The organism is Planococcus versutus (assembly GCF_001186155.3).
In the GTDB taxonomy this organism is placed as follows: domain Bacteria; phylum Bacillota; class Bacilli; order Bacillales_A; family Planococcaceae; genus Planococcus; species Planococcus versutus.
On the sequence record NZ_CP016540.2, the window covers coordinates 558,297 to 571,507 of the forward strand.

Here is a 13,211-nt window from a genome sequence, read left to right on the forward strand (position 1 = left end):
CGAACATGCAGTGGTTTTCTTTAAATCAATCGTTTGCCAGAAACTGAGCGTGCTGCATGAATGCCACTAGCAGCAGCTCCAATAGTGCCGCCACCTGGAAAAATATGATCGCCACAGACGTAAAGATTTGGTAAGCCAGAATGATGTGAAATGGCATTAAATAATGCAGCATCTAACGTTTGTGGAAAACCACCAACCAAGCCATTGGGACGACCTGCAAAACGTTCCCATGCTTTAGGTGCACCGCTTTCCATATGAACAACGGCTTCACGAAATCCAGGAATCAGCTGCTGAATCGCTTGCAGCATGCGCTCTGTTAACAATTCTCGCGTTTTTTCGTACTTTTCTTGGTCATCCCATTCTTCGCGTCGTGAATGAGTGGAAATGGTTACGGTTTGAAAGCCTTCAGGAGCACGTAATTCGTCACCTAGAAGAGAAGAAGACATAAAGAAATGACCACCTTCTGCAAGTCCGTCACCTGTTGAAATTTGCCGAAATGCAGGTAGTGGTTCGGCTAATTGAGTCGAATCTACTGCTAAATATAGCGTTAACGTAGCCCACGTTTCTCCCGCAATGCCATCGCGTAAAGACACTTTTAGTTTAGAAACAAGTTCAGGTGCCAATATTTTCGTCAATTGTTGGATGGGTACATTTAAAATAACATCCGTCGCTTCGTATGTATTGCCACGATGGTCGGTCGCAATCCAGCTATCACCTTGCTGTTCTAGTTTTTTGAGTGTGCGTCTTTTTTTCAACACGCCGCCATTTTCTAGTAAACTATCACCCATCAATTCAGAAAAACGATACAAGCCACCAGGTACGTAATAAGCGCCTTCGTGATAAATATCAAGAGCTACCGCTGCCAATAAATACGCAACGTCTTCGCTTCCCGTTTGCATACTATCGATCAGCAACCCGTCAATCATATGCCGGAACTCGTGCAAGTCGCTAAGGCCATGCTTTTTTAAACGTTGTCCTAAAGTTTGGTTGAAAAAAGGCAAAAGTTTAATGTGTTTTGGTCGCATGGATGTTGCAAGAAAGGCCCATTCGCTTGCATTTTCGGGAGGAAGAGAAGGAAGTGGATCCATTAAAGTGCGAACAATCGCTGCTGTTTTGTAAATTTCTTGATAAAAGGCTTCGATCTCATTTTTATGCTGTGGAAAGTGAGCAATGATGGCATCCACGTGTTGCTTACGATCTTTATGAAACACGAATGTTGCTTTTGGGTGAACCATTTCCATAACGCGCTCAAGCGGTTTAATGGGCATTGGCCTGTCTAGAAAACGAAAAACGCGGTCATGAATGCCTCCTGGTTCGAGCCCCATTCCAAGTGTCGCACCAACTGGAAACAAATACTTGTGACGTTTGAATTTACTAGCGCACCCTCCTAGTTCAGAAGAAGCTTCAAGCAAGGTTACTGACCAACCCGCTTTTGCGAGAAGTGAACCCGCAGTCATGCCACCAATACCGGCACCTACTACTAATACATGTCGTGTCATTCGAACTCACTCCTTTAAATTCATTATGCCGAAAAGCAGTTGTTTCTGCCAATACAAAAGCCCGACCGCGGAGAAACTTCCGGCAGTCGGGCTTTTGGTAAAGAAGATTAAGCTACGTTGCGGCAAGCTTCTGCACATTTCGCACAAGCTTCTGCACACTTTTTGCAATGTTCGTGGTCGTGTTTTGAACATTCCGCTGCACAAGCATCACAAATTGTCGCACATACTTGCGCCAATTCTGCAACGAATGGAGAGTTGCGTGTAATGGCGTGTTCAAGATACGCACAAATGTCTGCACATTCGCGGTCGAGTCGAATACATGGCGCCATCATTTTCACGTCATCTTCTTGCAGACAAGCGTCAAAACAATAGTTGCACGCTGCTGCGCAATCGTGCAAGGCTTTAATCAGTTCTGCATGTTGTTCATGTGTCATCAATAAAACCTCCAGTTTCAGAATTTATCGTTCTTGTCTTCTGATTCCCTAGTCAATTGACAAATAAACAGAAATTGCGAAACTCCATAAAAACTGCACAATTAGTTTTTAAGAGATTCTTTCAAGGTTTTTAACTGTTCATCATATTGCTCTTTGCTAATTTCGCCTTTGACATAGCGTTGACGCAAGTTTTCAACTGCTTGGTTAGATTCACTTGGCTCTGTGCTCGCTGCATTTTTGCGTGCTTTAATCAAAGTAATCCATAAAGCAATTCCGATTGCGACTAATATGACGACAAATCCAACAGCGATTGTGACGCCTAGCGCTTGGTTGCCTGGTGTGAAAAACTCTTCCATGGTGTTCAACTCCTTATCATGCCTATTTTTTCAAGCGTTGTTGAATCTTTTTTTGCTAATTCTGTCTTTGACATCTTGTTGCTCTCGCTATTTTTTGTGTTTTTTATGTTCTATTCCGTTTCGGCTAGTGTAAATCACCAGTCCAATAAACGCAATCACTAGAAAAACCAGAAACAGTGTGGCCCATAAGTATAACGGAATTCCAGTATCCACGATTTCACGCTCCTTCTTGGAATAGAGTCATGCTTTTATGCTATGCTGGTTTACAAATAAAAAGGAGGAAATGGAATGTTTATACATAAAATTGATGAAGATGTGTCACTTAAGCTTCAAGAAATGCGAGACGCCGAACGCATTTTTGAACTGACAGACACCTCTAGAGACTACTTGAGAGAATGGTTACCTTGGCTTGATTTTACTACTAAATTGCAAGATACTAAAGACTTTATTCAATCCGGTAGTAGTAATTTTGTTGAAGGCAAAAGTTTAGGGGCCGTCATTATTTACAAAGGGGAAATCGTCGGCATTGGCGGCTTCAACAATATCAATCATGCCAATAAAACCGCTTATATTGGCTACTGGCTCGGACAAGAATATCAAGGCAACGGCATCATGACGCGTGTCGCTAAAGCATTAACTGACTATGCACTGACCGAACTCAAGCTCAACAAAGTCGAAATTCGCGTAGCTGCTGAAAACCATAAGAGCCGCAGCATTCCGGAACGACTGGGCTATACACAAGAAGGTACCATTCGCCAAGCCGAATGGTTATACGATCGGTACGTGGACCACGTCGTATATGGCATGCTTGCTGACGAATGGATGTAAAAACGTGTTGCTTTAATCGGAATTTTGATAAAGCAGAAAATACAAAAGCTTACGTAACAATGCGTTTCAACGTGCACTGAAAAGACAAATCTTTTTGTTCGACTACCTCTATTGCACAACATTTGATAAAATTAATAAGCAGGGAAATTTATTCATAGATTGTATCTAAAGGAGAGAACCTAATGAAGTTTTTTTTAACTGGAACAGTAATTGCGTTGATCGGTGTGTTGGTTGCGTATTTGGTGAATGATTGGTCGTTGGTGTACATCATTAGCGGCATCGTTGCTGGCGTTTTCTTGATATGGGGCGTCTTGGCGTTGGGAACTGGAAAAAACAAATCGACAAGAACAACAAGTTCTGAAAAACGTCGAGAAAAACAACAGCGCGTAACGAAAATGAAAAACGCAGTAATGGTGGCTGTGCCAAATATCATTGCAGTTATCGTTAACTTAGTCATGATTTCATAATGCAGACGGGGTGAAGCGGTGTTAGGGTATTACAGCAGTTTGTCAGCGGAAGTTTACGATCTCGATAAGCCAATTGGCAGTTCGTTTGGAGACATTGAGTATTACTTAGAGCGGCTCGCTTCATGTAAAGGCCGCATACTAGAACCGGCAGTTGGTACAGGGCGCATGCTTGTGCCGTTGTTGGAAAATGGATTTCAGGTGGATGGTTTTGACGTGTCTGAAGAAATGCTGCAAGTGTGTCGTGCCAATTGCAAAGAACGAGGATTATCGCCGGAGTTGTTCAATGCAAAAATGGAGTCGTTTTCAATTGATGCAAAGTATGCGGCAATTGTTATACCGACAGGGACGTTCTTATTGCTCTATGAACGTGAAAAATCGCTGCAAGCTTTGCAGAATTTTTACAGCCATTTAGAAACAAGGGGCAGGTTGATTGTCGATCTACATGTGCCATCGGGCATTGAACTCGAGAAAACTTCCACACGTACGTGGCAAGCTACTAATGGCGACACGTTGACAGTAGAAAGTAAGAAAGTCGAAGTAGACTGGATTCAACAACATTTCGTCTCGCAAGGACGCTATGAACGCTGGCATGAGGGCCGGTTGGTTGAGACGGAGCTCGAACGCTATCCTATGCGTTGGTACGGGGTTGAGGAATTCACAGCGATTCTCGAAGCGATTGGTTTTACTGACGTTACAATTACAACAGATTATCAGTTTGGCAACTACCCCAAAAATGCAGACGCTATCATCACTTTTGAAGCGATAAAGTAAAAAAACCGAGGCAGAAGTTCTGTCTCGGTTTTTTTATGGTTAAGCCCAATGATTTTTGCGCTTTTGTCATCTCCTATTTAACTCCACCGCATCCCAAATCAGCAGCTTCAACTCATCAACTCGAATTTCATCAGTTCGATTTAGTCGCACATGACGCATTTTATGGCCATCACCTTCGAGCAAGTTGGATTCGTCACGCAGTTCTGCGCCTCGGTAGAAGCCAAAGTTAACATGGCCTTTAGCCGTTTGCATATAGCAGACGAGGCCTTCTTTGGCGTAACTCGGATTGGACCATTTAAAGCCTTCGTCCATTTCCGGATACGCTTCAAACACCAGGTTGCGAAGCTTTGAGACAATTTCTTGCTCTGGATTTTCTAAACCTTCGATAAATTCATCTACTTGCGGATCTTTGACTGGATGCATAGATAGACTCTCCTTAATTCGTTTTGGATGATACCAGTAAAAATCGTACATCGTGTTGGGTTAAGTTAAACCAATAATGTTTTTTGCGTGCATCAAACATGATGGATTGTTGTTCGATAAGTTCTTGGCGTTCGCCGTCCACTTCAACAGTTAACACGCCATCCAATACAAATAGAAACTCATAGCCACTATGGGCAAATGGATTGCCTTCTGATTCAGCTGGCTTCATGGTCACGAGCATCGGAACGATATTCGCTTTTTTTATGCCGTGTGATAAATCCTGGTAATGAAATCCTTCAAGACGTGTCTCCCAGCCGGTTTGTTCGATTTCACTTGCAAAAAAAAGACTGGGATCGACATTGAGGGCATCTGCTATTTTGCGAAGAGATTCTAGTGTCACGCTCGATTTTCCACGTTCGACTTGTGATAAAAAGCTAATGGAAACAGCGGTTTGTTCAGCTAGCTCTTTCAAGGTCAATTTTCGCTCTTTGCGAAGCTTTTTTAATGTTACCCCAATTGTTCCATGTGACATGTAGAAACCTCGCTTTACTAAATGTTCTGTTCTCATCATAACGTACATCGAATGAAAATAAAATTTATACAAGGCATTGACAGAATATTGCTAACTGACTAAACTGTTGAAAAGGGATAATTAAAGTGTCACTTCAATTTATTTCAAGGGGGAAATAAGATGGATAAAAAACAAACACGCAAAGTATTGACCGCAAGTCTTGTCGGAAGTTCGATAGAATGGTTTGATTATTTTCTATACGGCACAATGGCGGCATTGGTGTTTAACCAAATATTCTTTGTCAATGAAGATCCAACAGTCGGACTAATGCTCGCTTATGCGTCATTCGCATTATCATTTTTTATTCGTCCATTTGGTGGTATTATTTTCAGCCATATCGGTGACCGCATTGGCCGCAAAAAGACATTGGTTATCACATTAAGTATGATGGGCTTTGCGACGTTTGCGATGGGCTTATTGCCGACTTATCAAGCAATTGGCGTGGCAGCACCAATTTTGTTAATCACGCTACGGTTGATCCAAGGACTTGGCATTGGCGGCGAATGGGGCGGAGCATTGTTGCTAGCAACCGAATATGCACCACCTGAACGTCGCGGATTTTTTGGGAGTATCCCGCAAATGGGCGTGACTATCGGAATGATGATGGGAACATTGGCGTTGTATATTATGACCTTATTGCCAGAAGCGGCGTTCTTGAGCTGGGGCTGGCGCGTACCGTTCATTTTGAGTGCATTTCTTGTCGTCTTTGGTCTTTGGATTCGGAAAGGAATTGATGAGACTCCTGAATTTAAAGCGGTTCAAGCATCTGGAGAAATTCCGAAATTACCGATTGTTGATACATTAAAATACTACTGGCGTGAAGTATTAATCGCCATTGGCGCAAAAGTGGTGGAAACTGCACCGTTTTACATTTTTGGTACATTCGTCGTTTCTTATGCAACAACAAATCTTGAGTTTTCAAGAACCGCTACGTTATCGGCTGTGATGATTGCAACGATCATCACAACGATTTTGATCCCAGTCATGGGAGCCTTGTCTGACCGTGTAGGACGCAAGAGGATGTATGTGGCAGGAGCTGTAGCAATGGGCTTGTTTGCTTTCCCTTATTTCTGGCTGTTGCAGCAAGGCTCTGTGGTTTTATTGATTGTCGCAACAATTATTGGACTTGGTGTCATTTGGGCACCCATCACAGCAGTTCTTGGAACGATGTTCTCAGAAATTTTCGATGCGAAAGTTCGATACACAGGTGTGACATTAGGCTATCAAATTGGTGCAGCATTAGCAGGCGGAACGGCGCCTTTAGTGGCAACCTTCTTGCTAGTGACGTTTGATAACTCTTACGTACCTGTTGCGTTGTATATCATGTTGACTTCAGTGATTTCATTGCTATCGATTTGGGCAGTAAAAGACTTGAGCGGTACCAAAAATCAAGCAAAAGCAGCAGCATTAGTGGTAGAGGAAAACCGCGCTTAAGCGCCAATTTTTAGGAGGGGTTTCATGCTTGTCATCAACGAACAACAGATTCAGCAACAATACGCAATGAGCGATGCAATCCGAGACGTTACGGAAATGCTGCGTGCTAAAGAACAAGGTCAAATCAACAATCCGCATCGAACCGTTCTTGGTTTTCCAGAACGCCAGGCATCCGCACTTTATATGCCAAGCGCGGACATGGTTAGTAAAATCGCTGGGGTAAAAGTGGTCACGATTTTCCCGGAAAATCCAGCGCAAAACAAGCCAACGACGCAAGGGGTCATTTTGTTATCAGACGGTGATAATGGTGAGCATGTAGCAATGATGACGGCTTCGTATTTAACGCGTTTGCGTACAGGTGCGCTGAGCGGGATTGCAACAGATCTGTTGGCACGAAAAGAAAGTCGCGTACTTACAGTTATCGGTACAGGCGGCATGGCATTCGAGCAAGTGCTTGGCGTATTAGCAGTGAGACCCATCGAAAAAATTATTTTGGTCAACCGAACACCGGAAAAAGCAGAGCGCTTTGGTGAACAGCTTATTGCGTTTGGTATTGAAGTTCCGTACATTGTTGAAACCCTTGTTTCTTCAGCAGTTCAGCAAGCGGATATCATTTGTTGCGCAACGCGTTCAACCACTCCTGTGTTTGACGGAAATGATTTAAAACCAGGCACGCATATTAATGGAGTCGGTTCGTATTTACCAAGCATGTGCGAAGTCGATGAAACAACGATCTTACGTGCGGATAAAATTGTCGCAGATGACTTGCCGGGCGTTAAAGATGAAGCAGGCGAACTTCTTCACACTGTCGAAACAGGCGCATGGTCATTTGATCAACTTCATGCAGAACTTGGCCAAGTAGTGGTTGGAAAAACTGCAGGACGTGAAGCAGAATCAGAAATCACGTTTTTTAAATGCGTAGGTGCTGCATATTTTGATTTAGCTGTTGCCAAAGGTGTCTATAGTAAAATCAAAGCTAATGGCACAGGTATGGAAGTTGAATTGTAAATGAAAGAGATTCCACAAGCGGCAAGCTGTCGCTTGTGGGTTTTTTTGTGTGGATGTTGTAATGAGGGCTTTACATCAAGACTTCCGCATTTTACACGCATCTCACAAAACAACTCGCTGCTTTTTACTTTATTTATCTAAAGATAGAATAGAAAGGAAAAAAGCAATGTGCTTTAGCGCATTGCTTCAGCTTGTAGACAAAGTCTTATTAAACTGAATAGTGACGTATAGTCTCCAACTGGGCTGGCCACTTCGCTTTCCGGTGGGCTCAGCTTCAGCCTCCTCGTCACTGACGTTCCTGCGGGGTCTTCAGCTTTCGCTGTCCCACAGGAGTCTTCGTGGACCAGCCCAGTTGGAGGGTTCCGCTTCAATCAAAGTGAGATTATTTAGTCCATTTCACAATAAAAATACATGATCAAGCCTTTTCATATGCTCCTGCATCGCTACGCTAGCTTCGTCGCAAAGCCACTGCCCAAAGCGTCCGCTTGGTGTGGAGAATCCTAGATACATACAAAAAAACGAATAATCATTCTTTTGTCTACAGTCTGAGGCAATGTGCTTTAGCGCATTGCTTTTATTCTTCTACTTGCTGGAACACTTTTGCAGGATTGCCGCCGACAATTGAATTGGCGGGAACATCTTTTGTAACAACGGCACCAGCTGCAATGACGGCATTGTCGCCGATAGTGGTTCCTGGTGTAATAACAGCCCGCCCGCCAATCCAGACGTTGTTGCCAATCGTCACCGGCTTCCCAAATTCTTTGCCAGAATTACGAGAAGCAGCATCGAGTGGGTGAGTGGCTGTGTAGATATGAACACCTGGGGCAATCATGCAATTGTCACCAATCCGAATTTCGCAAACGTCTAAAAATACGCAATCGAAATTGGCATAAAAATTATGTCCAACGTGTATGTTAAAGCCGTAATCGCAACGGAAATTGGGTTCGACATGGATAAGCTCACCTGTTGAGCCGAATAATTTTTTCAGCAAATCGTTGCGATCTTGACCATCCATTTCGGTTGTATCGTTAAAGATGCGGCTGAGACGGCGAGCATTCATGCGATTTTGACGCAGTCCCGAATCTTGTGGGTCGTACATTTCACCAGCGAGCATCTTATCTTTTTCAATTGTCATTTGGTAACCTCCCAAAAGAATGATGGTAATTCGATTGTATCATAGCTTATTAGAAAAAAAGTTCGTAAACTTATGGAATATTCTTTATACTGATGAAGACTGGAGTGGAAATTATGAAAGCAATCAACAACAAAGTCGCAGGTTACAAAGGGATTGAAGTGCCTTATACCGTAATGCTGACGGAAGATTATACAAAAAAGCTAGTTATCTTTTTACCGGGAGCTGGCTATACAACAAAAAGCCCGCTTTTTCATTTTGCAGAAGAAATTTTCTTGAATGAAAACTATGATGTGTTGCGAGTGAATTACCAATACACAGACAAAGCATATGATGAATTCACCATGAAAGAATTAACAGAAGCCATTACTCACGATGTGCGATTGGTTATCAGTGAAGTGCTCAAAGGAAGAAATTATCAACAATTTTACTTTGTCGGTAAATCACTTGGCACCATTGCGATGGGAGCTGAAATGTTGCGCCCGGAATTCAGCGAAGCCAAAGCCGTATGGGTTACACCGCTGCTAAACCAAGAACAAGTACTGAACACAATGGTCAACAGCAAAAATCAGGCTCAATGTTACATCGGCGACAAAGATCGTTATTACTCACCAGGCGCATTTGAGTTGTTAAAAACGAACCCGAATTTAAAGTCGACACTACTGCCAGACATTAACCACCGATTGGATTGCGAAACCGATCCACTCAAATCCATCGATGCATTAAAACAAATAATCGCTGGAATCAAAAACTTTTAATGCAGAGCTGCCCTTTGGGTGGCTTTTTTTAGTAAAAGTGTTTTCGGTGCAGTAGAGAAAGAAGAGCAAGTACTTTATTTGATTCGTAAAGAAGGCAAGAACGCCATTGCAATTGATATACTAATGTCAAAGATAAACTTTGCCCAAATCTGAAGATAATCGTAAGGAGGCGCCATGGAAAAAGTATTAGGAATCGATATTGGAGGCACAGAAATCCGCTTTGGTATTGTCAACACAAACGGACACATTTTATACGAAGAAAAAATTCCAGCGCGCGATCCGCTATATCCATATCTTGAAGAAAACGTATTGCGTATTTTAGCAACGCAGCAAGAAGTTCAAGCAATTGGCGTCGGAACACATGGCTTTGTTGATCCGAAGCAAGGAAAAGTTATTTATTCTGCCAGACCTTTATCTGGTTGGAGCAACACACCTGTAAAAGAATGGCTTGAAAAAGCAACTGGAAAACAGGTAGAAGTTGAAAACGATGCAAATGTCGTAGCTCTTGCAGAAGCGAAATTTGGCGCAGCACAAAGACTCAATCGAGTAGTCGTGTTAACACTTGGAACGGGTCTTGGGGGTGGCGTATTATGGGACGGCAAGTTGTTAAGTGGGGGCCGCACGGCGGAGCAGCAGAGTTGGGGCATATGAACCTTTATCCAAACGGTATAAAATGCATTTGCGGACGTTTAGGATGCAGCGGAATGTATGTTTCGGGAACTGCATTGCAACGCCGAATCAAAGACGCGGGACTAATCATTACGCCACTTGAGCTTTTTGGAAATGCCAGCACAGATCCGCGTGCACGAAAAATTGTTGAAGAATTCACTGCAGATTTGGCGCTTGTCATCAGCAACTTGCAAGCCATATTCGACATGGAAATGCTGATTATCGGCGGCGGCGTTTCAGAAGCCGCAGACTTGTGGATGGATTCGCTCCAACAAAAGCTTGGCACGGTTTTACTAAACCCTTTAGCTGTTGAAGTTGCTCGTTTTAAAAACGATGCTGGCATTTTAGGCGCTGCGTTATTGGTGCTTGAAGAGTGATTAAATACCAGAATGAGAGTATGGATAAACCGCTCTTGTTCTGGTATTTTTGTTGGTATGTAAAGTATGACTAAAGGTTTTACATGGAGTTTTAACGCGCCTACATGAACAAAAAGTCTTCTATAAGGATTAACATTCACAAACCAACAATCAAAAAAGCCACCGAGAAAGACTCGGTAGCAACAGTTATCCTTCTAAAATAAACAATCACTTAGTGAATGCGCAGTTCAGATTCGCTATCGAAGAAATGAGCTTTATTCATATCAAACGCCATGTCGACCGTCGACTCTGCTTCAACGTTAAAGCGTGCATCCACGCGTGCGACGAAATCTTGATCGTTGACTTTGGAATAGAGGATGATTTCTGCGCCCATCAATTCAGCTACGTCGATATAAGCTTGAATTTTCGTGTGTGGCGAATGTTCTAAGAAAAGAGGCTCGTCATGAATATCTTCTGGACGTATGCCAAGAACAAGTTCTTTATTGTCATAGCCTCCATCTTTAAGTACGACCAATTTGTTGTCAGGAATAAGAACTTGAATGTCGCCCATGACAAAATGGCTGCCCATTAATTTACCGCGGAGGAAGTTCATAGACGGAGAGCCAATAAATCCACCGACGAACATGTTGTCGGGTAAATCGTAAACTTCTTTTGGCGTGCCGACTTGCTGTATAAAGCCATCTTTCATAACCACTAAACGTGTCGCCATCGTCATTGCTTCAGTTTGATCGTGTGTAACGTAAACCGTTGTTGTCTGCAAGCGACGATGCAATTTCTGGATTTCAGCGCGCATTTGCACACGTAATTTTGCATCAAGATTCGATAACGGCTCATCCATTAAAAAGACTTTGGCGTCACGTACGATAGCGCGACCCAAAGCGACTCGCTGACGTTGCCCACCGGAAAGCGCTTTTGGTTTACGGTTTAAATAATCATCCAAGCCTAAAATTTTGGAAGCATTGGCAACACGCGCTTTGATTTCATCTTTTTTCATTTTGCGTAATTTTAAGCTAAAAGCCATATTCTCATAGACAGTCATATGCGGATAGAGCGCATAGTTTTGGAAAACCATTGCGATGTCACGGTCTTTTGGCGACACATCATTAACTCGTCTGTCACCAATGAATAAATCGCCTTCTGTAATATCTTCTAGTCCAGCGATCATGCGAAGTGTCGTGGATTTTCCACAACCAGAAGGACCGACCAATACCAAAAATTCTTTGTCGCGAATTTCTAAGTTGAAATCTTGTACGGATACTACACCTTTTTCGTACTCTTTTTTGATATTCACTAAGGTTAAGCCTGTCATATGGTTTCCTCCAATAATCTCTTTGTCATTGGTAACAGCTTAACTGACCCGCGATTTAGAAGAAATATCAACATTGCCTAAAAAAGCAAATCAGTTTTTGTGCATATTTACTTTTGGGTTGAAATCGCTAAGTAAACTGCCATAGCGTCATGAAATTTTCGTACGTCGATGCCAGTGTTTTCAAAAAATCGATCGAAACGATACTGCAAGCTATTGCGGTGCATATGCAAAGCCTTGGCAGTTTCTGAAATATTTAAGTTATTGCGGACAAATACTTCGATCATTTTTATAGTTTCCTGGTCTTCTTGGTAAACTTGTAAAACCGATTGTTTGATTTCTTCACGAAGCGATGCAGATGTTTGGTTTATCATCAAATACGGAATGGCCTCGGTATAGTTTAAAACGGTTTTATTCGAATAAAGACTGACGACTTTTGCACCATCAATCATTGCTCGGTAATGAGCAAGAACACCGTCTAGACTCGTACGAAACGGTCCAACAAAAAAGTATATATTAATATACAAATCGCTCATCAAGATATTGATAATTTCTTCGTAAAAAAGAGGACCATCTTCTTTTGTTATGTATTCAACCAAAATACCTTGATGGTCGCTTTCCCAAAGAATCGGCACTTGCTGCGCATAAAAATCATTCACTGCTTGTTTGAAGGCAATCGGACTGATTTGTTTTTCTTGAATGGAAAAATGAACAAAACGAAATGGTAAAGTTAATGGAAAATCTATTTCCTCCACTTTTATAGAAGAATCGAGTACAGCTAACCATTTCTTTTCTTCGTCTGTGAGCATGGGAAAAGTCGGGTTATAAGGTGTCAAAAATGTAGCGAGAAGCGACAAGTCTCGCGATGGAAGTTCAGATTCATGAATGCCTACAATCGTACCATTTGTTGCTGAAAACCATTTATACGCTAGATCTGAAGTTGGCATGCCGTGTTCGAGCACTTGAAGCGAAGGGTAGATTTCTTTTAATTGCTTAATCATCGGATACCTCTTTTCACAGTGATTGACTCAATTATACAATAAAGTCTTTCGTGTACTAAAGGTTACCAAAGTTCAATGGATCTTGGAAATTCAAGTTGTACCCTTGGCGACGTCCTGTTGCGCCAGTTGCACGACCCACATTCTGTGGATTCAAAGCATCCGCCTAGAACGATTTCT

16 protein-coding genes are annotated in these 13,211 nt (G+C 42.5%); 8 read left to right on the plus strand and 8 right to left on the minus strand.

Annotated elements, in window-relative coordinates; all coding sequences use genetic code 11:
- Positions 1–20: 20 nt before the first annotated feature.
- The 3 genes from I858_RS02950 to I858_RS02960 form a co-directional block, all read right to left on the minus strand.
- Positions 21–1,499, minus strand: coding sequence for a phytoene desaturase family protein (locus tag I858_RS02950; protein ID WP_049694436.1), 1,479 nt, complete (start codon positions 1,497–1,499; stop codon positions 21–23).
- 107 nt (positions 1,500–1,606) lie between these two features.
- Complete coding sequence (locus tag I858_RS02955) at positions 1,607–1,933, minus strand: four-helix bundle copper-binding protein (protein WP_049694437.1); 327 nt, start codon at positions 1,931–1,933, stop codon at positions 1,607–1,609.
- A gap of 101 nt (positions 1,934–2,034) precedes the next feature.
- The gene (locus I858_RS02960; protein ID WP_049694438.1) at positions 2,035–2,289 is read right to left on the minus strand and encodes an SHOCT domain-containing protein; all 255 of its coding nucleotides are present in this window, start codon (positions 2,287–2,289) and stop codon (positions 2,035–2,037) included.
- 288 nt (positions 2,290–2,577) lie between these two features.
- Here I858_RS02960 and I858_RS02965 point away from each other — a divergent pair, with 288 nt between their 5' ends.
- The 3 genes from I858_RS02965 to I858_RS02975 all read left to right on the plus strand — a co-directional run bounded on the left by I858_RS02965 (position 2,578) and on the right by I858_RS02975 (position 4,355).
- Positions 2,578–3,117 (plus strand): GNAT family N-acetyltransferase, encoded by a 540-nt coding sequence (locus I858_RS02965; RefSeq protein ID WP_049694439.1) that lies wholly within the window; start codon positions 2,578–2,580, stop codon positions 3,115–3,117.
- Positions 3,118–3,299: 182 nt separating this feature from the next.
- Positions 3,300–3,584 carry a DUF5316 domain-containing protein gene (locus tag I858_RS02970; protein ID WP_049694440.1) on the plus strand — a complete coding sequence of 95 codons (285 nt, stop codon included), beginning with the start codon at positions 3,300–3,302 and terminating at the stop codon, positions 3,582–3,584.
- Between the two features lie 18 nt (positions 3,585–3,602).
- Positions 3,603–4,355, plus strand: coding sequence for a class I SAM-dependent methyltransferase (locus tag I858_RS02975; RefSeq protein ID WP_049694441.1), 753 nt, complete (start codon positions 3,603–3,605; stop codon positions 4,353–4,355).
- A 66-nt stretch (positions 4,356–4,421) separates the two neighbouring features.
- Here I858_RS02975 and I858_RS02980 read toward each other — a convergent pair whose 3' ends face one another.
- Together I858_RS02980 and I858_RS02985 are read right to left on the minus strand one after the other, a co-directional pair.
- A complete protein-coding gene (locus I858_RS02980) occupies positions 4,422–4,778 on the minus strand; it encodes a DUF1801 domain-containing protein (RefSeq protein ID WP_049694442.1) in 357 nt (118 codons plus the stop codon).
- Between the two features lie 13 nt (positions 4,779–4,791).
- On the minus strand, positions 4,792–5,310 hold the full coding sequence (locus tag I858_RS02985) for a helix-turn-helix domain-containing protein (protein WP_049694443.1): 519 nt from the start codon (positions 5,308–5,310) through the stop codon (positions 4,792–4,794).
- Positions 5,311–5,469: 159 nt separating this feature from the next.
- On the opposite strand from I858_RS02985, the gene I858_RS02990 reads away from it, so the two are divergent.
- Together I858_RS02990 and I858_RS02995 are read left to right on the plus strand one after the other, a co-directional pair.
- Entirely contained in the window at positions 5,470–6,783 is a 1,314-nt protein-coding gene (locus tag I858_RS02990) for an MFS transporter (RefSeq protein ID WP_049694444.1), read from the plus strand.
- A gap of 24 nt (positions 6,784–6,807) precedes the next feature.
- A complete protein-coding gene (locus I858_RS02995; protein ID WP_049694445.1) occupies positions 6,808–7,791 on the plus strand; it encodes an ornithine cyclodeaminase family protein in 984 nt (327 codons plus the stop codon).
- A gap of 574 nt (positions 7,792–8,365) precedes the next feature.
- Here I858_RS02995 and I858_RS03000 read toward each other — a convergent pair.
- On the minus strand, positions 8,366–8,926 hold the full coding sequence (locus I858_RS03000) for a maltose acetyltransferase domain-containing protein (RefSeq protein WP_049694446.1): 561 nt from the start codon (positions 8,924–8,926) through the stop codon (positions 8,366–8,368).
- A 92-nt stretch (positions 8,927–9,018) separates the two neighbouring features.
- Between I858_RS03000 and I858_RS03005 the strand changes: the two genes are divergently transcribed.
- From I858_RS03005 to I858_RS17585, 3 genes are all read left to right on the plus strand, one after another.
- A complete protein-coding gene (locus I858_RS03005) occupies positions 9,019–9,681 on the plus strand; it encodes an alpha/beta fold hydrolase (protein ID WP_239457211.1) in 663 nt (220 codons plus the stop codon).
- Between the two features lie 174 nt (positions 9,682–9,855).
- Positions 9,856–10,332: an ROK family protein gene (locus tag I858_RS17580; protein WP_338046071.1), complete on the plus strand. Its 477-nt coding sequence runs from the start codon at positions 9,856–9,858 to the stop codon at positions 10,330–10,332.
- On the plus strand, positions 10,329–10,727 hold the full coding sequence (locus I858_RS17585; protein ID WP_338046087.1) for an ROK family protein: 399 nt from the start codon (positions 10,329–10,331) through the stop codon (positions 10,725–10,727). Before I858_RS17580 ends, I858_RS17585 begins: the two co-directional genes overlap by 4 nt.
- A 211-nt stretch (positions 10,728–10,938) precedes the next feature.
- Here the strand turns inward: I858_RS17585 and I858_RS03015 are convergent, their stop codons facing one another.
- Both I858_RS03015 and I858_RS03020 read right to left on the minus strand, forming a co-directional pair.
- The gene (locus I858_RS03015) at positions 10,939–12,036 is read right to left on the minus strand and encodes an ABC transporter ATP-binding protein (protein WP_049694449.1); all 1,098 of its coding nucleotides are present in this window, start codon (positions 12,034–12,036) and stop codon (positions 10,939–10,941) included.
- A 107-nt stretch (positions 12,037–12,143) separates the two neighbouring features.
- Positions 12,144–13,034 (minus strand): PucR family transcriptional regulator, encoded by an 891-nt coding sequence (locus I858_RS03020; protein WP_049694450.1) that lies wholly within the window; start codon positions 13,032–13,034, stop codon positions 12,144–12,146.
- Positions 13,035–13,211 lie beyond the last annotated feature (177 nt).